The organism is Stenotrophomonas sp. YJH_SMC_64 (assembly GCF_059371375.1).
On sequence record NZ_JCAFUN010000002.1, the window covers coordinates 150,579 to 173,975 of the forward strand.

Annotated in this window: 23 protein-coding genes; 16 read left to right on the forward strand and 7 right to left on the reverse strand. The window is 67.5% G+C overall.

What is annotated here, in order from left to right; genetic code table 11:
- Positions 1–13: 13 nt before the first annotated feature.
- Positions 14–541, reverse strand: coding sequence for an alpha/beta hydrolase (locus AC5P9L_RS02425; protein WP_133050720.1), 528 nt, complete (start codon positions 539–541; stop codon positions 14–16).
- Between the two features lie 72 nt (positions 542–613).
- On the opposite strand from AC5P9L_RS02425, the gene AC5P9L_RS02430 reads away from it, so the two are divergent.
- Positions 614–1,180, forward strand: a complete 567-nt coding sequence (locus AC5P9L_RS02430; protein WP_133050721.1) for an N-acetylmuramoyl-L-alanine amidase — start codon at positions 614–616, stop codon at positions 1,178–1,180.
- A 501-nt stretch (positions 1,181–1,681) separates the two neighbouring features.
- On the opposite strand, the gene AC5P9L_RS02435 is transcribed toward AC5P9L_RS02430, so the two are convergent.
- The 3 genes from AC5P9L_RS02435 to AC5P9L_RS02445 all read right to left on the reverse strand — a co-directional run bounded on the left by AC5P9L_RS02435 (position 1,682) and on the right by AC5P9L_RS02445 (position 4,303).
- Entirely contained in the window at positions 1,682–2,584 is a 903-nt protein-coding gene (locus AC5P9L_RS02435) for a sulfurtransferase (RefSeq protein ID WP_227415185.1), read from the reverse strand.
- The gene (locus AC5P9L_RS02440) at positions 2,581–3,384 is read right to left on the reverse strand and encodes a CoA pyrophosphatase (protein ID WP_049395294.1); all 804 of its coding nucleotides are present in this window, start codon (positions 3,382–3,384) and stop codon (positions 2,581–2,583) included. Before AC5P9L_RS02440 ends, AC5P9L_RS02435 begins: the two co-directional genes overlap by 4 nt.
- Before the next feature lie 217 nt (positions 3,385–3,601).
- Positions 3,602–4,303, reverse strand: a complete 702-nt coding sequence (locus AC5P9L_RS02445) for an FKBP-type peptidyl-prolyl cis-trans isomerase (protein ID WP_005408797.1) — start codon at positions 4,301–4,303, stop codon at positions 3,602–3,604.
- 167 nt (positions 4,304–4,470) lie between these two features.
- Between AC5P9L_RS02445 and AC5P9L_RS02450 the strand changes: the two genes are divergently transcribed.
- The 15 genes from AC5P9L_RS02450 (at position 4,471) to rnt (ending at position 17,653) form a co-directional block, all read left to right on the forward strand.
- Positions 4,471–5,253, forward strand: coding sequence for an enoyl-CoA hydratase/isomerase family protein (locus AC5P9L_RS02450; RefSeq protein ID WP_227415184.1), 783 nt, complete (start codon positions 4,471–4,473; stop codon positions 5,251–5,253).
- 4 nt (positions 5,254–5,257) lie between these two features.
- Positions 5,258–5,611 carry a hypothetical protein gene (locus AC5P9L_RS02455; RefSeq protein WP_005408795.1) on the forward strand — a complete coding sequence of 118 codons (354 nt, stop codon included), beginning with the start codon at positions 5,258–5,260 and terminating at the stop codon, positions 5,609–5,611.
- Positions 5,611–6,300 carry an endonuclease III gene (nth, locus tag AC5P9L_RS02460; RefSeq protein WP_227415183.1) on the forward strand — a complete coding sequence of 230 codons (690 nt, stop codon included), beginning with the start codon at positions 5,611–5,613 and terminating at the stop codon, positions 6,298–6,300. The genes AC5P9L_RS02455 and nth overlap by 1 nt, the downstream gene beginning before the upstream one ends.
- Before the next feature lie 196 nt (positions 6,301–6,496).
- Entirely contained in the window at positions 6,497–7,708 is a 1,212-nt protein-coding gene (locus AC5P9L_RS02465; RefSeq protein ID WP_005408793.1) for an OprO/OprP family phosphate-selective porin, read from the forward strand.
- A gap of 222 nt (positions 7,709–7,930) precedes the next feature.
- The gene (pstS, locus tag AC5P9L_RS02470; RefSeq protein WP_005408792.1) at positions 7,931–8,947 is read left to right on the forward strand and encodes a phosphate ABC transporter substrate-binding protein PstS; all 1,017 of its coding nucleotides are present in this window, start codon (positions 7,931–7,933) and stop codon (positions 8,945–8,947) included.
- Positions 8,948–9,436: 489 nt separating this feature from the next.
- Positions 9,437–10,525, forward strand: coding sequence for a phosphate ABC transporter substrate-binding protein PstS (gene pstS, locus AC5P9L_RS02475; protein WP_111193295.1), 1,089 nt, complete (start codon positions 9,437–9,439; stop codon positions 10,523–10,525).
- 82 nt (positions 10,526–10,607) lie between these two features.
- The gene (pstC, locus tag AC5P9L_RS02480; RefSeq protein ID WP_005412771.1) at positions 10,608–11,576 is read left to right on the forward strand and encodes a phosphate ABC transporter permease subunit PstC; all 969 of its coding nucleotides are present in this window, start codon (positions 10,608–10,610) and stop codon (positions 11,574–11,576) included.
- Positions 11,576–12,439 (forward strand): phosphate ABC transporter permease PstA, encoded by an 864-nt coding sequence (gene pstA, locus AC5P9L_RS02485; RefSeq protein WP_005408789.1) that lies wholly within the window; start codon positions 11,576–11,578, stop codon positions 12,437–12,439. The genes pstC and pstA overlap by 1 nt, the downstream gene beginning before the upstream one ends.
- A 19-nt stretch (positions 12,440–12,458) precedes the next feature.
- Entirely contained in the window at positions 12,459–13,289 is an 831-nt protein-coding gene (gene pstB, locus AC5P9L_RS02490; RefSeq protein WP_005408788.1) for a phosphate ABC transporter ATP-binding protein PstB, read from the forward strand.
- Positions 13,290–13,354: 65 nt separating this feature from the next.
- Positions 13,355–14,062, forward strand: a complete 708-nt coding sequence (phoU, locus tag AC5P9L_RS02495) for a phosphate signaling complex protein PhoU (RefSeq protein WP_005408787.1) — start codon at positions 13,355–13,357, stop codon at positions 14,060–14,062.
- A 258-nt stretch (positions 14,063–14,320) separates the two neighbouring features.
- Positions 14,321–14,677, forward strand: coding sequence for an HvfA family oxazolone/thioamide-modified RiPP metallophore (locus AC5P9L_RS02500; protein WP_005408786.1), 357 nt, complete (start codon positions 14,321–14,323; stop codon positions 14,675–14,677).
- Positions 14,664–15,539 carry an HvfB family MNIO-type RiPP peptide maturase gene (locus AC5P9L_RS02505; protein WP_060380739.1) on the forward strand — a complete coding sequence of 292 codons (876 nt, stop codon included), beginning with the start codon at positions 14,664–14,666 and terminating at the stop codon, positions 15,537–15,539. The genes AC5P9L_RS02500 and AC5P9L_RS02505 overlap by 14 nt, the downstream gene beginning before the upstream one ends.
- Positions 15,532–16,287: an HvfC family RiPP maturation protein gene (locus AC5P9L_RS02510; protein WP_279915920.1), complete on the forward strand. Its 756-nt coding sequence runs from the start codon at positions 15,532–15,534 to the stop codon at positions 16,285–16,287. The genes AC5P9L_RS02505 and AC5P9L_RS02510 overlap by 8 nt, the downstream gene beginning before the upstream one ends.
- Positions 16,288–16,313: 26 nt before the next feature.
- Positions 16,314–16,835, forward strand: coding sequence for an HvfX family Cu-binding RiPP maturation protein (locus AC5P9L_RS02515; protein WP_043034883.1), 522 nt, complete (start codon positions 16,314–16,316; stop codon positions 16,833–16,835).
- A 167-nt stretch (positions 16,836–17,002) separates the two neighbouring features.
- Positions 17,003–17,653: a ribonuclease T gene (gene rnt, locus AC5P9L_RS02520; RefSeq protein WP_414486620.1), complete on the forward strand. Its 651-nt coding sequence runs from the start codon at positions 17,003–17,005 to the stop codon at positions 17,651–17,653.
- 191 nt (positions 17,654–17,844) lie between these two features.
- On the opposite strand, the gene AC5P9L_RS02525 is transcribed toward rnt, so the two are convergent.
- The 3 genes from AC5P9L_RS02525 to AC5P9L_RS02535 form a co-directional block, all read right to left on the reverse strand.
- Positions 17,845–20,871 carry a two-component regulator propeller domain-containing protein gene (locus tag AC5P9L_RS02525; protein WP_495230535.1) on the reverse strand — a complete coding sequence of 1,009 codons (3,027 nt, stop codon included), beginning with the start codon at positions 20,869–20,871 and terminating at the stop codon, positions 17,845–17,847.
- Positions 20,872–21,048: 177 nt separating this feature from the next.
- Positions 21,049–22,458 (reverse strand): ATP-binding protein, encoded by a 1,410-nt coding sequence (locus AC5P9L_RS02530; protein ID WP_005408780.1) that lies wholly within the window; start codon positions 22,456–22,458, stop codon positions 21,049–21,051.
- Positions 22,459–22,464: 6 nt separating this feature from the next.
- Entirely contained in the window at positions 22,465–23,193 is a 729-nt protein-coding gene (locus tag AC5P9L_RS02535) for a response regulator (RefSeq protein WP_005408779.1), read from the reverse strand.
- Between the last annotated feature and the right edge of the window lie 204 nt (positions 23,194–23,397).

Genomic DNA, 23,397 nt, shown 5'->3' on the forward strand with positions numbered 1-23,397 from the left:
GTGCGCCCGGGCTTCACAGTTGCCGCAACAGGCGCTCGAAGGCCTGCGCGGAGGCCTCCACGTGGCGTTCCAGGCGATGGCCGTCGTCGACCAGCAGCAGCTGCGCCGAACGCGCCTGCGCCCAGGCGATGACCCCGGCGGCCGGGACCACATCGTCATGCCAGGCCTGCACCACGGTGGTCGGCACGGCGGCGGCATCCAGCGCCGGCATTGGGCCCATAGTGGTCGGCGGCACCATCAGGAACAGGCCGGCCACCGGCACCTGCAACGAGGCGATGGCGGAGATGTAGGCGCCCAGGCTGGAGCCGGCCAGCACCACCGGCCCCTGCCGGGCAGCGATGGCGGCGCACTCGACCAGGCGGCGCAGGCGGGTCGGCACGTCGCCCACCCGGCTGACCTCGCTCATCGCGTCCAGGTCGGTGTAGTCGGGGCGCTCGTGGGTCCAGCCCAGGCGCTGTGCCACCTCGGCCAGCGCGGTGACCTTGGTCGCTTCCGGGCCGCTCTCGAAGCCGTGGGACAGGATGCAGTGGCCGCGGCTCATGCGTGCGCTCCGCACGAACGGGCCGACAAGGAAAGGGAAGGCAGGTTCATGCCGCAATGCTAGCATCGTCGGATGCCCAACCCGCTCCTGCCCGGCCTGCAGCTGCAGCCCCTGCCCTACGAAGACCGCCTGCCACTGCGCGACCCGGCCACGCTGGAGATGGTGGTGATCCACTGCACCGAGTTGCCCGACCTGGCGATGGCCCGCGAGTACGGCGAGCGTGTGCTGTACGACAGTGGTGCCGGCAACAGCGGGCATTTCTACATCGACCGCGATGGCAGCGTGGTGCAGTACGTGGCACCGGAACGGGTGGCCCACCACGTGCGCGGCATGAACGCACATACGCTGGGCATCGAGCTGGTCAATACCGGGCGCTACCCGCACTGGTTCGACAGCCGTCACCAGGCGATGGACGAGGCCTACACCGAGGCGCAGCTGGAAGCGCTGGAGCGGCTGCTGTTGGCGCTGGTGGCACGCTATCCGTTGCTGCAGCGGATTGCCGGGCATGACCAGCTTGATCGGGAGCAGGTGCCGGCCAGCGATGATCCGACGCTGATGGTGGCGCGCAAGCGTGATCCGGGGCCGTTGTTCCCGTGGGCGCGGGTGCTGGCGAAGGTGCCACTGCAGCCGGTTGGGTAAGCGGCAGGGCTGCGCCCTGCACCCGCAGAAGCAACGTCAACGTCAACGTCAACGTCAACGTCAACGTCAAGAGCTGGCATTCCGGGGGATGGCGGGGTGGGTCCGGTTGCGGGGGACGCTGCAAGTCCCCCTCCGGGGCCCGGCCCAGCCGCTGGCGGCTGTGCGTTCGGGCGCTTGCGAAGCAGTGCTTCGCAAGCAAAGCGCCCTCACCCATGTAAGCTCGGTCGCCGCTTGCCCGTGTGCGCTGTCCTGCGCACACGGCAAGACCGGGGCTGGGCGTCCTGCCCAACCCGCCCGAGGCATGCCTCGGGCCCATGCGGCTCACGCCCCCGCAACCGGACCCACCCCGCCTTCGACAGATTTCTGCCGCTGTTCGTGGGTGCCGACGTTGGTCGGCACGGGGTCGGGTCCCGTTGCCACGCAGCGGGCTCTGACCCCCAATTTACGCTCGATGGGGTCAGAGCCGTTTTTCGTTGGAAAACGGATCCGACCCCGCGCTTCTCAGGCGCAGGTCGTCACCGGGCGGCTGCTGTCGCTCACCCAACCGCTCCAGGAGTCGGCGTAGATGCGTGCGCCGCTCAGGCCTGCGCTTTCCATCGCCAGCAGCAGGTGGCAGGCGGTCACGCCGGAGCCGCACATCAGCACCACCTGCTGCGGATCACGGTTGCCGATCACACCCTGCAGCTCGACGCGCAGTTCCTGTGCATCGCGCAGCCGGCCGTCGGCCACGTTCAACGCAAACGGACGGTTGACCGCGCCGGGTACGTGGCCGGCGACCGGGTCCAGCGGCTCGACTTCGCCGCGGAAGCGTTCGCCCGCGCGTGCGTCGACCAGCCAGCCCGGCGCGTGCTTCAGGCGTGCGCTGATCTCCTCGGCATTGGCGATCTGGGCGGTGTCGAAACGGCCCGGGTAAGCCGGCAGCGCGGTCACCTCGTCCGGCCCCGTCGCCAAAGGTTGCCCTGCGGCCTGCCACGCGGCGATACCACCATCGAGCACGGCCACCTTGCTGTGCCCGATCAGGCGCAGCAGCCACCACAGGCGCGAAGCGGCCATGCTGCCGTCGCTGCCGTCGTAGACCACCACCTGCGTGTCAGGACCGATACCCCACTGGCCGAGCTTCGCGGCGAAGGCATCGCTGTCCGGCAGCGGATGGCGACCATGGCCGACGCGCGACAGATCGGACAGGTCACGATTCAGATCGGCATACACCGCACCCGGGATATGACCTGCCAGGTACTGGCCGCTACCCGCCTGCGGATCGGCCAGCGAGGAACGCGCATCAACCACGCGCACCGCGGTGCTGGCGGTGGCGCGTGCGTCGACCACGCGGATGCCCTCGCCCAACGCGGCAGCCAGGGTGGCGACATCGACCAGGGTGGTCCACGGCGGATCGATCGGGTTCATTGCACTTGCTCCAGGCGGCGACGCAGGTTGTAGAGAATGGCCGCGGTGGCACCCCAGATGCGCTGGCCGGGCCAGCTGTACTCAAGGACGTGACGGATGCGGCCGCGATGGTTGATTTCGACCTGGCGCAGGTTGTCCGCCGCCATCAGGTAGTCCAGCGGCACCTCGAACACCTCGGCCACTTCGCTGGGCTGCGGCACCGGCACGAAGTCCGGATCGACCACCGCCACCACCGGGGTGACCCGATAGCCGGTGATCGTCACGAAGGGATCGAGATAGCCCAGCGCCTGCACCTGGCCCGGAGCCAAGGCGATTTCTTCCTGGCTCTCGCGCAATGCTGCCGCCAGTGCGTCGCGGTCGTCGGGCTCGGTGCGGCCGCCGGGGAATCCGACCTGGCCACCGTGCGTGCGCAGGGTTTCGGTGCGACGGGTGAGGATCACCTGCGCGCCACTGGCGCGGGGCACGATTCCCGCGAGCACGGCCGCTTCCACCGGAGGCCCGGGCGGCAGCAGATCGATCAGTTCGCTGCGGTTCCAGCCATCGCCGGCCGGCGGATCGGCCAACGGATGCAGCGCGCGCATCAAACGTTCGTGGTCGGCCAGCGAGCCGCGCAGTGATTGCTGGAGCTGCGCCCGCAACGGCTGCACGCGATGCAGGATGCGACTGCGTTCGTCGTTGCTCATCGACGGCCACCGTGCGATTTCATCGATATGACGTCCGCAGCCGGTGCACCGCCGGTGCGGATCCAGCGTGCACACTCCGATGCAGGGACTTGCGACAACACGCGCCGTTTCTTCCATTGTTTGCACCCGGCAACAGTAGCGCGAACGGGCTGAATTTGCGCGGGTCGGCCGGTCGGACGGTAGAGTCGACTGTCAGTCGACTCGCGCGCGCAGCGCGGGCGTTTCCCCGATGTGACCCAAGAGCAGTCGACTGACAGTCGACTCTACCGTCAGGCACTGCGCAAACAAAAACGCGCCGGTGGGATCACCGGCGCGTTTGGTTTACTGCTTCGATTTACTTGACGCTGACCAGCTTGATCTCGAACTGCACAGCCACGTTCGGCGGGAACGGGGTGCGCGGGTCCGCACCGTAGGCCTGGTCCGGCGGCAGGGTGACTTCCCACTTCGAGCCGGCCGGCATCTGCAGCAGGGTCTCGCGCATGGCCTTCATTTCGACTTCGCTGACCTTGATCGACGGGATCTGCTGGGCCGGGCGGGCTTCGGTCGGGCGCTGGCCGTACGGGAACGGACCGGCCACTTCCAGCTGCACGGTGCTGGCCTGGGTCGGCTTGGCACCCTTGCCGGCTTCGATCACGCGGTACTGGACGCCGCTCGGCAGCGACTGCACGCCGGCCTTGGCCTTGTTCGCCGCGATGAACTGATCGCTCTTGGTCTTGTTTTCGGCAGCAGCCTTCTCGTACTCGGCCTTGGCAGCCTGGGCACGGCCCTGCTCGCGCTTCTGGAACGCTTCAACGGCCGGCTTCAGCTGCTCGGCGGTGATCGCCGGCTGCTTCTTGGCGTAGGCATCCTGCAGGCCCTTCACCACCGAGTTGATGTCCAGCTGCTCACCACGACCGGTCAGCTCCGCCAGGTTGTTGCCGTAGTCGTAACCGAAGTAGTAGCTCAGCTTGCCCTTTTCGGACGAGACGTCCTGGGCGAAGGCATTGCCCGTCAGGGCCAGGGCCGCGACGGCGACCGCGATAGAACGCAACTTCATCAAACAGTTCTCCAGGGGTGGTAACTCAGGGACGTTCTGCGCCGCCCTGAGGCGACGGGTTAGGATAACGGGCGCAACGTGTAACCGCTACTCACGATGCAGGCTATGACCCGTCTGCGTTCGCGGAGTTCAATATCACTTTTTTTTAACGTTCCAGGAGTTTCCCCGTGGCCGATGCCTTGATCGCTGTCACCGACGACGGCGCCATCCGCACCGTGACCGTCCAGCGCCCGGACAAGCTCAACGCCCTGAACGCCGCGACCCTGCAGGCCCTGGCCGAGGCCTTCAGCGCCGCCGCCGCAGACCCGGAGATCCGCGTGGTGGTGCTGACCGGTGCCGGCCCGAAGGCGTTCGTGGCTGGCGCTGACATCGCCGAGATGAACACACTCAGCGCGGTTCAGGGACGTGATTTCTCGCTGCTGGGCCAGGCCCTGATGCGCCAGATCGAGCGCATGCCCAAACCGGTCATCGCCCGCGTCAACGGTTTTGCCCTGGGCGGCGGCCTGGAACTGGCCATGGCCTGCCACCTGCGCATTGCCGCCGATACCGCCAAAGTCGGCCAACCGGAAATCAATCTCGGGCTGATTCCCGGCTTCGGCGGCAGCCAGCGCCTGCTGCGCCTGTGCGGCCGCGCCGCCACCCTGGAGCTATGCCTGCTGGGTGCACCGATCAATGCCGCACGTGCGCTGGAACTGGGGATCGTCAACGAGGTGGTACCGGCCGACGCGCTGGACAACCGCGTGCAGGACATCGCCCGGCAGCTGGCACGCTCGGCGCCGCTGGCCCTGCGCGGCCTGCTCGATGCGGTGCACGTGGGCGGCGAATGCAGCCTGGAAGCCGGGCTGGAATACGAAGGCGCACAGTTCGGCCTGCTGTTCGCCACCGAGGACATGCGCGAGGGAACCAGCGCCTTCCTGCAGCGCCGCCCGCCAGCCTTCCAGAACCGCTGACGCCATGGCATCCCGACCCAACCCCGCGCAGCTGTTTGCCCGGGTCCAGGCAGACGATCTCGATGGCGCCCTGCAGGCCGGGCTGATGGACTATGTCGCCCGCGCCGACGACGCGCAGTTGCTGCCCGGCCACCCGGAACTCCCGCAGCGGTTGCAGCAGGCCCAGCAGCAGCTTCAGGCCGCCTGGGCGGCACGCGAACGCTACCGCGCGCGTGCGGTGCGACTGGCCCGCCGCGAAGCCGAACGCGACGCGCGGCGCACGCCCGCCCCGGCGCCGGACGTGAAACCCGCCCTGCCCGCCGCAGCGGCCGCCATCCTCGCCCGGGCCAAGGCCCGCGCCAGCGGCAAGGAGCAGTAATGGCCACCACGAAGAAGACCGCACGCGCCCCGGCGCGGCGTGGCGGCACGATGCCGCGCGCCGACGTGGTGGAGATGTTCACGCGCCTGCGCGAACTCAACCCGCACCCGAAGACCGAACTGGAGTACAGCTCGCCGTTCGAGCTGCTGGTGGCGGTGGCGCTGTCGGCGCAGGCCACCGACGTCGGCGTCAACAAGGCCACGCGCCGCCTGTTCCCGGTGGCCAACACGCCGGCGAAGATCCTCGCGCTTGGCGAAGAAGGACTGAAGCAGTACATCGCCACCATCGGCCTGTTCAACGCCAAGGCGAAGAAGGTGATCGCCACCTGCGCGATCCTGCTGGAAAAGCATGGCGGTGAAGTGCCGCGCGATCGCGATGCGCTGGAAGCACTGCCGGGCGTGGGCCGCAAGACCGCCAACGTGGTGCTCAACACCGCGTTCGGCGAGCCGGTGATGGCGGTGGACACGCATATCTTCCGCGTCTCCAACCGCACCGGCCTGGCCCCGGGAAAGAATGTGCGCGAAGTGGAAGACAAGCTGGTGAAGGTGATCCCCGCCGAATTCCTGCTCGACGCGCATCACTGGCTGATCCTGCACGGACGTTATGTGTGCAAGGCGCGCAAGCCGGATTGCCCGGGATGCGTGATCGCCGATCTGTGCCGGTTCAAGGACAAGACCCCGGCCGAGTGACGGCCGCATCCATGCAGGGCGTGGATCGACTGCAACCAAGGCGCAATCCGGGCGTCATACGCAAGCGGGTTCAATGGCAGGCCCTGCCGTGACGGGGCCTGCGGTGGATGTCTGCCGCGCGTGAACTGTCACATTTACGCAATCTTTACCTTCTAGCCTGCGCGCATCTTCCCACCTGCCTGCAAGGCTCCTCTCCATGAAACTGCATCACCAACTCCTGACGGTGGCCGTGGCTGCTGCGCTGTATGTGCCGGCTGCACACGCCGAAGTCGCCATCGACGTGATCGGCGGTTCGGAAATCACCTTCGAAGGCCTGGTCCAGGCCGATGGCAACTGGTTCCACAACGATGTGGTCGACCTCAACGGTGGCGACGCCGGCAACGGCAAGAACAGCGAATTCGAACTGCGTCGCGCCGAGCTCGTGCTGAAGGGCAAGGGCCCGGGCAACGTGGAGTGGGTGGTCGGCTATGACGCCAAGGCCGACAAGTTCCTCGACACCAACGTGAAGTACAAGCTGCTGGGCAACGCCAACCACTTCCTGCAGCTGGGCCAGTTCAAGCAGCCCAACAGCCTGGAAGAACTGTCCAGCACCAAGAACAACGATTTCATTTCCAAGGCAGCGGTCACCAACACCTATGCCATCGCCCGCCGCCTGGGCGGCGCGTACAGCTACGGCCAGGACAACTGGTCGGTGACTGCCAGCGCCTTCGGCCGCGAGCTGACCCGCAACCTGGCCCACGGCAGCGGCTACGGCGCGCGTGGCACCTGGGCCCCGATCAATGAAAAGGGCCAGGTCCTGCACTTCGGACTGAGCTACGTCAACTACGACACCGACGCCGACACCCTGCGCGTGCGTGCACGTCCGAATGCCGACCTCGCCACGGCCCGCCTGGTCGACAGCGGCAACCTGACCGACACCGACCGCGTCAGCACCATCGGTGCCGAAGCGATGTACTTCCAGGGCCCATTCAAGGCCCAGGCCGAGTACTACACCAGCAAGGCCAAGCGCTACGACCACGACAACTACACCAGCGACGGCTATTACATCAGCGGCGTGTGGAACGTCACCGGCGAGACCTGGAGCTACAAGGGCGGCACCCCGGGCACCGGCCTGCCGAACAACCCGGCCGGCGGCCAGTGGCAGCTGGGCGTGCGCTACGACCACATGGACCTCAATGACGGCAACCTCGCCGCCAACCCGGTTGCCGGTCGCCCGCCGATCGTCGATGGCGTGCTGGGTGGCAAGATGGACATCTGGACCGTGGGCGCCAACTGGTACCTGCGTTCCAACTTCAAGCTGATGCTCAACTACGTGATGGTCGACAGCAAGAAGTACAGCTCCACGGCGCGCGGTTTCGTCAACGACGATCCCAACATCCTGGAAGCCCGCGCGCAGTTCTTCTGGTAAGTCCAGCCCCCTGCGTTGACCCGCGAAGGCACGGCCCCGGCCGTGCCTTCGTCGTTGCATCGGCAGCCGCGCTGCCCTGCCGGCGCAGCGGACGTGACATCGCTAATGACGCGTGTCACGCCCGCGTCATATGACAGACGCGGGGGTGTCACGCAACCGTTATGGAATGTGCACCGAAACGTCGGGCAACCGCCCTTCGACCACCACCCCAGGAGTCTCCCCGTGATCCACGCCTTCAAGTCGCGCGCCGCTGTCGCCATCCTGGCCGCATCGTCCGTGTTCGCCGCCAACGCCGCCGATATCACCGGCGCGGGCGCATCGTTCATCTACCCGGTCATGTCCAAGTGGTCGGCCGACTACAGCACCGCAACCGGCAACAAGGTCAACTACCAGTCCATCGGTTCCGGCGGCGGCATTGCCCAGATCAAGGCCAAGACCGTTGATTTCGGCTCCTCCGACGCGCCGCTGAAGCCGGAAGACCTGGCTGCTGCGGGCCTGGCGCAGTTCCCGTCGGTGATCGGCGGCGTGGTGCCGGTGGTCAACGTGGCCGGCATCGCGCCGGGCGCGCTGAAGCTGGACGGCGCGGTGCTGGCCAACATCTTCCTGGGCAAGATCAAGACCTGGAACGACCCGGCCATCGCCGCGCTGAACCCGGGCGTGACCCTGCCCAACGCCAAGGTCACCGTCGTGCATCGTTCGGACGGCTCGGGCACCACCTTCAACTTCGTCAATTACCTGTCCAAGGTCAGCCCGGAGTGGAAGAGCTCGGTCGGTGAAGGCACCTCGGTGCAGTGGCCCGCCGGCATCGGCGGCAAGGGCAACGAAGGTGTTGCCGCCTATGTGAAGCAGATCAAGGGCGGCATCGGCTATGTCGAACTGTCCTACGCGCTGCAGAACAAGCTCTCCTACACCGCGATGAAGAATGCCGCCGGCAAGTTCGTGCAGCCGAGCGACACCTCGTTCGCAGCCGCTGCCGCCAGCGCCGACTGGGCCAACGCCCGCGACTTCTACCTGGTGATGACCAACGCGCCGGGCGCCGAGTCCTGGCCGATCACCGCCACCAACTTCATCCTGGTGCAGAAGACGCCGAAGAATGCTGCCAATGGCAAGGCGACCCAGGAGTTCTTCCGCTGGGTCTACAAGAATGGCGACGCCCAGGCCCGCCAGCTGGACTACGTGCCGCTGCCGGACAGCCTGGTCCGCCAGATCGAGACCTACTGGTCGCAGAACCTGAAGTAAGCAAGCGCGTTCCCCCGCAGGAACGGGGGCGGCGGGTCCTCTCTCCCCCGCCGCTCCCACCCGGGCGCGAGATCCTCGAGATCTCGCGCTCTTCTTGTTTTTGGGGGATTGGTCGTGAAGAGCGTTGCGCCTGCGCTGATCCATGGGGGAGTCGGTGGGGTCATGGAAGGCAGGAGCAAAGGCAGGAGCGCGTGTAGAGCCGAGCCCACGCTCGGCTGGGGGCTGGAGCGTGCGGACCAACGGTCCGCACCTACCGAGAACAGGGAGCAGTCGAGCATGGCTCAACTCTACAAGGGCCAACCGACCGTCATATCGGTGCGCAGATCGGGGGTTTCCGGGCACCTGCTGGATCGGCGCCAATCCTGTGAAACCCTTGTCAGAACGTGATCCAGGACACCCCTGTCATGGTCGTAATACGGCTGTAACAAAAACATCATTTCATAGCCGCATCCGCCGACCACGTCGGCTCTTCCCCGCTATGGAGTGACCATGAAACTGCACTCGGCCGGCCTCGCCGCCCTTTCCCTGGCCATCGCCCTGGGCCTGTCGGCCTGCGGTGGCGACAAGCAGGCCGCGCAGCAGCCGGCTGCCGACGGCGCCGCCGCCCCGGCCGCTGCCGGTGCCAAGGTGACCGCCGAAGTGTCCGGCGCAGGCGCGTCCTTCATCTTCCCGCTGGTCTCCAAGTGGTCGGCTGACTACAACACCAGCACCGGCGCCAAGATCAACTACCAGTCGATCGGCTCCGGCGGCGGTATTGCCCAGATCAAGGCCGGCACCGTCGACTTCGGTTCCTCCGACAAGCCGCTGAGCAGCGAAGAGCTGGCCCAGGCCGGCCTGGCGCAGTTCCCGTCCGCCATCGGCGGCGTGGTGCCGGTGGTCAACATCGAAGGCCTGGAAGCCGGCAAGCTGCGCCTGAGCGGCGCCCTGCTGGCCGACATCTTCCTGGGCAAGGTCAAGACCTGGAACGACCCGGCCATCGTCGCCGCCAACCCGGGCGTGAAGCTGCCGGACGGCAAGATCACCCTGGTCCACCGTTCGGACGGTTCGGGCACCACCTTCAACTTCTCCAACTACCTGTCCAAGGTCAGCCCGGAGTGGAAGAGCAAGGTCGGCGAAGGCACCTCGGTGCAGTGGCCGGACGGCGTCGGTGGCAAGGGCAATGAAGGCGTCGCTTCCTACGTGAAGCAGATCAAGGGCTCGATCGGCTACGTCGAACTGGCTTACGCGCTGCAGAACGGCATGCCGTACACCGCCATGCAGAACGCGGCCGGCAACTGGGTCGAGCCGAGCGCGGAAACCTTCGCCGCCGCGGCCGCCAGCGCCGACTGGGCCAGCGCCAAGGACTTCAACCTGGTCATCACCAACGCTCCGGGCGAGCAGGCGTGGCCGATCACCGCCACCAACTTCATGCTGATGCAGAAGAAGCCGAAGGACGCCGAGCGCAACCAGGACACCCTGGCCTTCTTCAAGTGGGCCTTCGAGAACGGCCAGGCGCAGGCCAACGAGCTGCACTACGTGCCGCTGCCGGCCGAACTGGTCAAGCAGATCGAGGCCTACTGGGCGACCGTCCTGAAGTGATGGACACGACGGTGCCCGCCCCACGCGGGCACCGCTTCTTCCACGCCGTGCCGCCCCGCCCCTTCCTGGCCCTGCCGTCCCCATGAATGCCATCGCCCAGCCTGTAGCCGCCCCGTCCACGCGTGATGCGCGTGATGCCCGCAACGACAAACTGTTCCGATGGGTGCTGGTCGGCACCGTCATCTTCGTCCTGATCGCCCTGGCCTGCGCCGCGCTGTCGATGCTGTGGGGCGGCCGCCATGCCCTGCAGATGCAGGGCCTGAGCTTCTTCTTCTCCGCCGACTGGAATCCGGTCGAAAACAAGTTCGGTGCGCTCGCCCCGATCTACGGCACCCTGGTCACCGCCGTCATCGCGATGGTCATCGCCGTGCCGGTCAGCTTCGGCATCGCCTTCTTCCTCACCGAAGTCGCGCCGCGCTGGCTGCGTGGCCCGGTCGGTACCGCCATCGAACTGCTGGCCGGCATTCCCTCGATCATCTACGGCATGTGGGGCCTGTTCGTGCTGGTGCCGGTGATGACCGAGTACGTCACCCCGTTCCTCAACGAGACCCTGGGCGAATGGCCGATCATCGGCCCGATGTTCCAGGGCCCGCCGCTCGGCATCGGCATGCTCACCGCCGGTTTCGTGCTGGCCATCATGGTCATTCCGTTCATCTCCTCGGTGATGCGCGAAGTGTTCCTGACCGTGCCGACCCGCCTGAAGGAGTCGGCGTACGCGCTGGGCTCCACCAAGTGGGAAGTGAGCTGGGACATCGTCCTGCCCTACACCCGCTCGGCAGTGATCGGCGGCATCTTCCTCGGCCTCGGCCGCGCCCTGGGCGAGACGATGGCGGTGGCCTTCGTGATCGGCAACAGCGTGCGCCTGTCGCCGTCGCTGCTGGAGCCGGGCACCACCATCGCCGCGCTGATCGCCAACGATTTCGGCGAAGCCACTGAAACCTACCGTTCGGCCCTGCTGCTGCTCGGCTTCGTCCTCTTCATCGTCACCTTCGTGGTGCTGGCCATCGCCCGCCTGATGCTGATGCGCCTGTCCCGCAAGGAGGGCAACTGATGTCCACCACCGCTGATTCGTTGTACCTGCGCCGCCGCATCGGCAACGTCGTTGCGATCACCGCCTCCTGCGCCACCGCGCTGTTCGGCCTGTTCTTCCTGGGCTGGATCCTGTTCACCCTGGCCTCGAAAGGCCTGGCCGGCATCAACTGGGACCTGTTCACCAAGATGACGCCGCCGCCGATGCAGGACGGTGGCCTCGCCAACGCCTTCTTCGGCAGTGCCGTGATGTGTGCGCTGGCGATCGGCATCGGCACGCCGCTGGGCGTGCTGGCCGGTACCTGGCTGGCCGAGTACGGCAACGCCCGCAAGGCCGGCACCGTGGTCCGCTTCGTCAATGACATCCTGCTGTCGGCACCGTCGATCGTGCTGGGCCTGTTCGTCTACACCCTGTACGTGATGCAGACCGGCGGCAACTTCTCGGCGTTCGCCGGTGCCCTGTCGCTGGCCTTCATCGTGCTGCCGGTGGTGGTGCGCACCACCGACGAGATGCTGCGGCTGGTGCCCTCGCAGATGCGCGAAGCGGCCCTGTCGCTGGGCATCCCGCAGTGGAAGGTGATCGTGCAGGTGCTGTACCGCAGCGCGTCGGCCGGCATCATCACCGGCATCCTGCTGGCGCTGGCCCGCATCTCCGGCGAGACCGCTCCGCTGCTGTTCACCGCTTTCGGCAACCAGTACTGGAACAACAACATCTTCCAGCCGATGGCCTCGGTGCCGGTGGTGATGAACCAGTTCGCCGGCAGCCCGTATGAATCCTGGCAGGTGCTGGCCTGGGCCGGTGCCCTGGTGCTGACTGTCTTCGTGTTGCTGGTCAGCCTTGCCGCCCGCGGCATCCTGCTGCGCAACCGTATCTCCCATGACTGACCTTTCCGTGGACAACGCCATGAACGACCTTTCCAACGCCGTGCCGATGCAGCGCATCGCCGTGCCGTCCTCGCACGAGAGCCTGCACACGCCGTCGCCGGTGAAGCTGGCTGCACGTGGACTGGACTTCTACTACGACAAGTTCCACGCCCTGAAGGGCATCAACCTGGAGATTCCGGAAAAGCGCGTGACCGCGCTGATCGGTCCCTCCGGTTGCGGCAAGTCGACCCTGCTGCGCATCTTCAACCGCATCTACGCGCTGTACCCGAAGCTGGAAGCGCGCGGTGAAGTGCTGCTGGACGGCGAGAACATCCTGTCGCCGAAGTACCCGATGAACCGCCTGCGCAGCAAGGTCGGCATGGTGTTCCAGAAGCCGGTGCCGTTCCCGATGACCATCTTCGAGAACGTGGCCTACGGCATCCGCCACCACGAGAAACTGAGCAAGGCCGACATGGCCGACCGCGTCGAGCAGGCACTGCGCCAGGGCGCACTGTGGGACGAAGTGAAGGACAAGCTGGGGCAGAGCGCGCTGGGCCTGTCCGGTGGCCAGCAGCAGCGCCTGTGCATCGCCCGTGCCGTGGCGCTGCGCCCGTCGGTGCTGCTGCTGGACGAGCCGACCTCGGCGCTGGATCCGATCTCGACCAGCCGCATCGAGCAGTTGGTGGAAGAACTCAAGCACGAGTACACCATCGTCATCGTCACCCACAACATGCAGCAGGCCGCGCGCGTTTCCGACTACACCGCCTTCATGTACCTGGGCGACCTGATCGAGCACGACCGCACCGAAGTGATCTTCTCGCAGCCGTCGCAGCGGCAGACCGAGGACTACATCACCGGTCGCTTCGGCTGATCGACGCTGATCCTTCGCCACATGTCCCAGCCAGGCACGGCCTGGCTCTACCCGGATTGCAGACCATGAACCTTCCCAACGACCACATCGTCAAGAGCTACGACGAAGAGCAGCAGCGCCTGGTGGCCGAGATCGTGCGCATGGGCGAGATGGCCGTCGCCCAGCTCGAAGCGTCGATGGACGTGATCGAGAAGCGCGACGAGAACGCCGCCCATCGCATCATCGCCAACGACGAAGCCATTGATGCGCTGGAGCAGCAGATCAGCCATGACGTGATGCGCCTGGCCCTGCGCGGCCCGATGGCGCGCGACCTGCGCGAGATCCTCGCCGGCCTGCGCATCCCGGCCGACATCGAACGCATCGGCGACTATGCAGCGAACGTGGCCAAGCGTTCGATCGCGCTGGGCAAGGTGCCGCCGCTGCCGCAGATCCAGGGCCTGCGTGCGCTGGGCCGCCTGGCCGCGCAGCAGGTCCGTCGTGCCATTGCCGCCTACCGCGACAACGACGCCGACGCCGCACTGGAACTGCGCGAGGACGACGCCCGCCTGGACGCGCAGTACACCGCGCTGTTCCGCGAGCTGCTGACCTACATGATGGAAGACCCGCGCAACATCACCCCGTGCACGCACCTGCTGTTCATGGCCAAGAACCTGGAGCGCGTGGGCGACCACGCCACCAACATCGCCGAGAACGTGTGGTTCCTGGTGCACGGGGAGCAGCCGCTGCCGCCGCGCGAGAAGCGCGACGAGACCTCCAGCACCGGCCAGCCCTGACGCTGCACTGCAACACCGGAGTTGACTCCAAGGTGGCCGCTGTCCTGGTGACAGCGGCCTTCTTTTTTGGGGTGTTCCACCCGCGTTGTGGGCGCCGGGCTTGCCCGGTGCGAACCTTCCGGATGCTTCTGTAACAAACCTCACGAAAATTTGAGGTCTTGGCGAGGATTCGTTGAGTAGGATCGCTGCACCATCGATTCCACCGGCATCCCTGCCGGCCATCCGGGCACCCGCCCACACCACCCAGGAGCACGACCGATGAGCAGTTCCAACAAGACCCTGTCCCTGCTGACTGCTACCGCCCTGGCCGCCGGCCTGGGCATGACCGCCAGTGCCTCGGCCCTGAGCATGAGCGACCTCGCCCAGGGCTACCTGGTTGCCGGACAGGCAGCCAAGGCCAGTACCGACGCCAAGGCCGCCGACACCAAGATGGCCGCTGACGCGACCAAGCATGCCGAAGGCAAGTGTGGCGCCGACGGCAAGACCGCCGAAGGCAAGTGCGGCGCCGACAAGGGCAAGGCTGCCGGCGCTGCGGCAGGCGCCAAGGCCACGTCCGGCGACAAGAAGGCGGCTGAAGGCAAGTGTGGCGAAGGCAAGTGCGGTGGCAAGCACTGACGTCCGCGCCAGCGTCGTCAGCCCGCGGTCGCCGCTTCGTGCGGCGGCCGCCGGGTTGGGGCTGCGCAGGGCGCTGCTGCAGGAGCTGCGCGATGCACCGGCGGGCGACTTCGATTTCCTCGAATGCGCGCCGGAGAACTGGATCCATGTCGGTGGTCCTGCCGGGGATGCACTGGCCGAGCTGGCACAGCGCCATCCGCTCAGCTGCCACGGCCTGTCCCTGTCGCTGGGCGGCAGTGCGCCGCTGGATACCCGACTGCTGGAACAGGTCGGCCAGTTCCTGGAAAAGCACCGCGTGCCGCTGTACAGCGAGCACCTGAGCTACTGCAGCGACGACGGCCACCTGTACGACCTGCTGCCGATTCCATTTACCGACGAAGCGGTGCGCCATACCGCCGCACGCATCGCCCGTGTGCAGGACCTGCTGGGTCGCCGCATCGCAGTGGAGAACGTGTCCTACTACGTGGCGCCGGAGCCGGCGATGGACGAGCTGGCCTTCACCAACGCCGTGCTCGCCGAGGCCGACTGCGACCTGCTGCTGGACGTCAACAACGTCTACGTCAACGCCTGCAACCACAGCTACGACGCCGACACCTTCATTGCCGGGCTGCCCGCAGATCGCATCGTCTGCCTGCACGTGGCCGGGCACCTGGACGAGGCACCGGACCTGAAGATCGATACCCATGGCAGTGCGGTGATCGACCCGGTCTGGGCGCTGCTGGCACGCACCTATGCGCGCATCGGCCCGCGCCCCACCCTGCTTGAGCGCGATTTCAACTTCCCGCCCTACGCCGAACTGCAGGGCGAGCTGCAGACCATCCGGCGCCTGCAGGCGACGCACGCCGGGGGCGCACATGGCTGATGCTCCCGACACGCTGCGCGCGCAGCAGCACGCATTCACTGCCCATCTGCGTGATCCACAGGGCGTGCCGCCACCGGCCGGGCTGGAATCACGCCGGGTCGCGGTATACCAACGACTGCTGTTCAACAACCTGCTCGGCCTGTTGAGCAACGGCTTCCCGGTCTGCGTGCGCCTGCTCGGCGAGCCGGCCTGGAGCGGACTGGTGCGCCATTACTTCGCGACCCATCGCTGCCAGACACCGCTGTTCACCGAACTGGCCGCCGAATTCGTGCAGTGGCTGCAGGCGCAGCCACAGCTGCCGCATCCGGCGTTGGCCGAACTGGCCCACTACGAGTGGGTGGAAACCGCGCTGTACCAGCTGGATGCCGAACCGCTGCCGGCGCAGGACGACACCGACCCGCTGCGGGTGCCGCTGCAGCGCTCGCCGTTGGCATGGCCGCTGCTGTATCAGTGGCCGGTGCACCGGCTCGGTGCCGAGGACGCACCGACCGAGCCGCCGGCCGAGCCGACTGGCCTTCTGGTGCGCCGCGATGCCGACGGCGAGGTGCGATTCGCCGCGCTCAGCCCTCTGGCGGTGTTCCTGCTGTCCAGCATCGGCGAACAGCCCGGCCTTGATGGACAGGCCTACCTGCAGCGTCTGGCCGCTGCGCACGGCCTGGCCGAGGATGCGCTGGCCGGACCCGGTGCCGCGCTGCTGCGGCAGTTCCTGCAGGCCGGCGTGATCGGCCCGATCACAGCCCCTCCCTGACACACCTCATTCGCGGAGACCCCCTGATGAACCTTCCGACCCTGGCCACCGCGCGTGGCCAGCTGGACCGTCTCGCCCCCTGGTTGGCCCCGCTCGGCCTGCGCCTGCTGCTGGCCTGGGAATACTTCGAATCGGGCCGCGAGAAACTGCACGGCCAGAACTGGTTCGCCGACCTGCAGGATGCCTTTCCGTTCCCGTTCGATCAGCTGCCGAGCACGCTGAACTGGCAGCTGGCGACCTGGTTCGAACTGGTCGGCGCGGCCTGCCTGCTGCTGGGTTTCGGTACGCGTTTCGCCGCCGCCAGCCTGCTGATATTGACCGTGGTGGCCACCTACGCCGTGCACTGGCCGATGCAATGGGACTCGCTGGGTGACCTCGCGATGGGCTATGCGATCACTGACCAGGGCTTCGGCAACTTCAAGCTGCCGGTGCTGTTCATGGCGATGCTGCTGCCGTTGATTTTCAGCGGCGCCGGCAGGCTGAGCGTGGATGCGTGGTTGGCACGGTGGCAGCCATCGGGCACGACGGCACGGCCCGCAGTCCGGTAAATGGCGACCCTGGTCGGCGCACCGTGCCAACCCAGGTTGGCACCTACCGGAATCCTGGGCGCGCGGTGCACCGGTGGGTGTCGACCTTGGTCGACACGCTCCTGCGCAGGGAACCCGTGCGCCACAGGCTGGCCGGGCGCTCAGGGTCGCTCTGCTAGAATCCACGCATGACTGACCCCACCCCCGCACCTGCCGCCGCCCCCGATTCCGCAATCCCCCAGGCGCAGCGCGCGATGTCACAACGCTTCCGCGGCTTCCTGCCGGTGGTGGTGGACGTGGAAACCGGCGGCTTCGACAGCCAGCGCAACGCCCTGCTGGAAATCGCCGCGGTGCCGATCGAGATGGACGAGAACGGCCTGCTCTACCCCGGCCAGACCGCCAGTGCCCATGTGGTGCCGGCCGAGGGCCTGGAGATCGACCCGAAGTCGCTGGAAGTGACCGGCATCATCCTCGACCACCCGTTCCGGCTGGCCAAGGAAGAGAAGGCCGCACTGGACCACATCTTCACCCCGGTACGCGCGGCGATGAAGAAGTACGGCTGCCAGCGCGCGATCCTGGTCGGCCACAACGCCCATTTCGACCTGGGCTTCGTCAACGCCGCCGTGGCCCGGACCGGCCACAAGCGCAATCCGTTCCATCCGTTCAGCGTGTTCGACACCGTCACCCTGGCCGGCATCGCCTACGGGCAGACGGTGCTGGCGCGTGCAGCCACGGCCGCCGGGTTGGGCTGGGATGCGAACGAAGCACACAGCGCGGTGTATGACACCGAACAGACCGCACGATTGTTCTGCACCATCGCCAACGCCTGGCCGCGGTGAAGCGTCCAACGGCGGAGCCCCTCGTGGCGTGAAGCAAATCAGCGGTCGGGCCGGACAAGGTGGGTTCGCGGGGGACGCCGTGAACCCGTCCCTGGGGGCTTAGCCGCACTTCTCTGGTGGGTGCCGACCGTTGGTCGGCACCGCCGGTTGGTACGACAACACCAGTAGATCCACGCCATGCGTGGATGCGATCAACCAATACTCGTACGATCGCGGCCGTCGCTCTTGGCGCGGTACAGCGCGCGGTCGGCGCGCTGGTACAGCAGCGCCGGGGTGCGGTCATCGGCATCCAGTTCCACCAGGCCTGCGCTGAAGGTCACGCGCAGGTCCGCTACACCGGCCCAGTCGGGGTGGTCATGGAACAGGCCGCGCAGACGCGCGCACAGCTGCGCGGCTTCTTCCAGGCGGGTGTCGTTGAGCAGCAGCGCGAACTCCTCGCCACCGGTCCGCGCGGGCAGGTCCGAATCGCGGCAGGCCGCGGCGATCAGCCTGGCCACCTGCACCAGCACCGCATCGCCGATGCTGTGGCTGTGGCGATCGTTGACGTCCTTGAAGTGGTCGATGTCCAGCACCACCAGGCACAGCGGGTGGCCGCTGCGCTGTGAACGGGCGAAGTCGCGCGCCAGCGTTTCATCGAAGGCACGGCGATTGGCCAGCGCGGTCAGCGCATCCTCGCGCGCCTGCCGTTCAAAGGCCTCGGCCTGCCGTGCAAGGCGCTCGGCCAGCTCGGTCTTTTCCTGGTTCAGCGCCTGCAGGTGGACGGTCTTGGCCTGCAGGTTGAAGGTTGCCTCGTCCACGCGCCGTGCCAGGCGCAGGTTGCTGGCCTTCAGCTGCTGCAGCAGCAGGCGGTACAGCACCACCAGCCCAGCCAGCAGCAACAACCCGCCCAGCAGCTGCACGCTGCGGCGCTGCCACCAGAACGGCTCCACCGTGAAGCTCCACACGGCTTCCTGCTGGCCCCAGGCCCCGCCTGGATGCGCCGCCGACACGTGCAGGGTGTAGTCACCCGGAGGCAGGCCGACGAACTCGACGCTGCGCTGCGGGCCGCGCTCAACCCAGCCGGTGTCCAGGCCATCCAGCCGCGTGCGATAGCGGATCCGGTCCGACATCAGGTAACTCAGGCCCACATAGCTCACCGCCAGACGTCGGCCGCCGGGAATGTAGTTGCGATCCGGGCCCTCCCAATGCACGGGTGCGCCATCCACCTGCACGCTCTCGATCGCTGCCGGCGGTGATGGACGCTCGCGGAAGCGCTGCAGGCGTTGCGGGTCGACGGTGCTCAGGCCTCCGGCGGTGACCACCCAGAAGGTGCCGTCCTGGCGCAGGATGGCCGATGGCCCGGAGCTGCCGTTGGCCTGCGCGTTGGCCATGCCGTCGATCTCGTTGTAGCGCTCCACCACCACTCGTGGTGCGCGGCCATCGGCCACGGCATTGAGGGTCGCCATGTCGGTGCGCAGCACGCCACGGTTGCTGCTGATCCACACGTTGCCAAGACGATCCGGCACCAGCTGGAAAACCGCATCCACCGGCATGCCCTGCTCCAGGCCGACGCGTGCCAGCTTTCCGTCGCGCCAGCGGTACAGGCCGCGGTCGCTGCTGACCCACATCGCATCGCCCAGCTGATGGAAGCCGAACACGCTGCGCCCCCCGCCCATCGGTGCCAGGTCGATCGACTGCACGTGGTCGCCACGCAGCACGCGGATGCCCTCGATGGTGCCGATCCACAGGTTGCCCTGGTGGTCATGCTCAAGTGCGGTGATGAGGCCACCGGGCATGCCCGGGGCATTCGGCACCTGCACCCGGTCGCTGTCGATGCGTACCACGCCCTTCTGCGTACCCGCCCAGACCCTGCCCCGCGGGTCGACACTGATCGCGCGGATGTTGCCACCCGGCATGCCGTCGGCCGCCGCATAGTTGTGGCGGAGACTGCCATCGCGGCCCAGCCGGTAAACGCCATCGCCGAACGTACCGACCCACAGGTCGCCGTCCGGCCCCTGCGCCAGACTCAATACCGATGGCGCCTTGCCGCCGCGGTTGTGCAGCGGAACCGCGCGGAAGCGGCCATCGGGTGTCTGCAGATCGAGACCACTGGCACTACCGACCCACAACTGGCGGTCGCGGTCCTCCAGCACCGTGCGCACATAGTCGCCACTCAGGCCATCGCGCTCGGTGTAGCTGCTGAACAGTGTTTCGCGCAGGCGATACAGGCCACCGTTGGCCCCCACCCAGATGCTGCCTTCGGCATCCTCGCGCAGGCTGACCACGCGCCCGCCCGGCAGGTTCAGGCCGGCCGGCAATCGTTCCAGGCCATGCGCCGAGATCCGCAGCAGGCCCTGGTTCTCGGTTCCCAGCCACAGGTCGCCGTGCCGGTCCTGCAGCATCGAGGTCATGTGCAGCTGTCCCGGCAGCCGGTGCACCAGCACCAGCTGATCGTCCTCCACGCGGTACAGGCGCTCGCCAGCGACGATCCACAGCGCGCCATCAGGAGCCCGGTACGGCCAGGACAGGCCGGTGCCGGCACCCAGGCCCCACGCCGCGGGCGCGCGCTTGAGCACGCCGTCGTTGTCGCGCAGCACCAGCCCGTCAAGCGTGCCAACCCAGACCCGGTCCTGCGCATCGACCACCAGCTTGGTGAAGCTCATCGCCATCGGCAGGTCGGCCGCCGGCGCCTGGTAGACGATGCCCTTGTCCGGCGTGAGATAGCCGATGCCCTTGCCTTCGTACAGCAGCCACAGGCGCCCTTGGCTGTCCATCTGCATGGACTGGATCAGCACCTGCGGGGTGTCGGCCTGATGCTCCCAGACCCGCCACTGGCCGTCGTTGCCACGATGGCTGACGTTACCGCGCGAATCACTGATCCACAGCCCTCCCTGCCGATCGACCAGCAGTGCGCCGATGCCGTTGTCGCGCAGCCCCGGGCGGGTGCTGCGGTCGAACACGGTGAAATCCAGGCCGTTGTAGCGGACCAGGCCTTCCCAGGTGGCAAACCACAGGTGCCCCTCGGGGGTCTGCGCGATATCGCGCAGGGAGTTGTGCGGCAGGCCATTGCGCGAGGTCCACACGTCGATGGCGTAGTCGCGCAGCGGCGGCGCGCCCTCCTGCGCGGCCAGCGGCAGCGCCAGCACCAGCAACAGCCACAGCAGACCGCGCTGCAGTGCCTGCCTGGCCTTCGAAACGCGGCGCTCCACCCAGCACCCGTTGTCCCCTGACCTGCCCATCAGCTCGGCGGCAGTGGCCGGTAGCGGCTGCAGGGCATGACAGCAAGCGGGAACGACCGGGCAACGCGGAACGGCGTGCCGTCAGGAACGGGCTGACTCATCGGGGAGAAACTGGGGAGATGCGCAGATGATAGGCCAAACCCTGGCCCCGGCGTCATCGCGTGCGTCCGGAGGGGCTCAGCCGGGCCGGCCAGGCGGCACCACCTGCGCACTGGCCGGCCACTGCACCACCGCCTCCAGACCGCCCTCGGCACGGTTGCGCAGCCACAGCCGCGCGCCATCCTTCTCGGCCAGGGCGCGCGCGATGGTCAGGCCCAGCCCGGCGCCGCCGGTTTCGCGCGAACGCGAGGTTTCCACCCGCACGAACGGGTCGAACACGGCCTCCAGCTGGTCTTCCGCCAGGCCCGGGCCATCGTCGGACACCATCGCCGTGATCGTGCCGCCGCTGCGTTCCACCCGCACGCGCACGCGGTGGGCATACATCACGGCGTTATCCACCAGGTTGGAGAACAGCCGGTGCATGGCCAGCGGGCGCAACATCAGCACCGCACCGGTGCCGCCCTCGAAGACCACGTCGGCGCCACCCTCTGCGGCGTCTTCCACGATGCTTTCCAGCAGCGAATCCAGATCCAGCGCGGCGCGCTGCTCGGCGCTCTCGGCGCTCCGGGCCAGCTCCAGGCCTTCGCGCACCAGTGCCTGCATCGCCGCCAGATCGCCGATCAGGCGCTCGCGCAGCACCTCGTCGCTGACGTTCTCCAGGCGCAGGCGCAGGCGGGTCAACGGGGTCTGCAGGTCATGGGTGATCGCCGCCAGCATCTGCGTGCGTTCGGCCAGGTGCCGCTGCAGGCGGTGCTGCATGGCATTGAAGGCCTCGGCGGCGCGCTGCACCTCGCGCGGCCCGCGCAACGGCAGTGGATCGCGCTGCAGATCGTCGCCGAGATCCTCCGCGGCTGCCGCCAGCTCCTGCAGCGGCGCACTGGCCATGCGCGCGACGATGTAGGCCAGCACCGCGATGGCCAGCACCAGCAGGGTCAGGAACCACGGGTCCACGGCCAGAATGCCGTTGTGGGCCACTGCTGGCGAATCCAGCGCCAGCTTCAGCAGCGTACCGTCGTTGAGCGTCACATCGACCGCGCGGCACTTGGGCGGAATGAAGGCCGGATCGCGCTCACGCGGATGCCGTCGGTGCCCCGGCGGCGGTGGCGGCAGCAGATCCTGCAGCTTGGGAATGCAGGAACGGAACGAGGTGAAGTGCACATGCGCGCGCGACACCGGGCCGGGCCGGTCATCCAGGACTTCCATCAGTGCGGTATCCGCCCGCCCCAGGCGCGCGCCGGGCTGCAGCGCACGCACGCTGGGCCCACCGATCTCAAGCAGTCGCTCGCGCAGTTCGGGATTGCCATCGAGCAGGTTGACGTAGCCCTGCAGGCGGTCGGCGATGCGGTTCAGGTTCTGCCGCTCGAACTCCTGCTGGCGTTTGGAGGTGGCCAGCATGGTCGCGCCGATCGCAGCCACGCTCATGCCCAACAGCAGGATGACGAACAACCGCCCGACCATCGAGGACAGGAAATGGCGCAGGCGCTTCATGACGGCTTATTCCAGGTTCACCGAGGAGGCCAGCACGTAGCCTTCGTTGCGCACGGTCTTGATCAAGCCATCCGGCCCACCGTCATCGCCCAGCTTGTTGCGCAGGCGGCTGACCTGCAGGTCGATCGCGCGATCCTGCGCCTCGTAGTTGCGGCCGCTGCTGAGCGCGACCAGCTGTTCGCGCGACAGCACCTTGTTGGCATGGGCGATGAACACGCGCAGCAGGCGGAACTCGGCACCGGACAGCACCACCACGCGGTCGTCCGGATCGACCAGGTGGCGATGCTCCAGGTCGAACACCCAGCGCGAGAAACGCGCACGGCGCACCGCCAGCGGCTCCAGGTTGGCCGGCAGCGCCTCGGTCCGGCGCAGCACGTTGCGGATGCGCGCCAGCAGCTCGCGCGGTTCGAACGGCTTGGCCAGGTAGTCGTCGGCGCCCATTTCCAGGCCGAGCACGCGGTCGATCGGCTCGGCGCGCGCGGTCAGCATGATCACCGGGGTGTTCGAGCGCGCCCGCAGGTCGCGGCACAGGGTCAGGCCATCCTCGCGCGGCAGGTTGAGGTCGAGCACGATCAGGTCCACGTGCTCGCGGTCCAGCAGCTGGCGCATGGCGGTGCCGTCTGCGGCCGTGCTCACCTGGTAGCCGGCACGGCCGAGCTGCTCGGCCAGCAGGGTGCGGATGTCGTTGTCGTCGTCGACGATCAGCAGTCGATGCATCGTGTTTTCAGTCTCCATGTCGCGATCATCCCGTGTCGGCAGCTGAACCGCATCCGGGGCAATGCGTACCAGTGTATCCAGCCATGAGCGGGATACCTGTGGTTACGCGTATTCACCGACAGTGTTACATAGAGACATACCCCGAGGATTGAGCCGCCTGTCGCCCGGTCTTCACAATGCCCACCAACGCCGCCGCCGCGGCCCCGAGAGTGAAGCCACGAC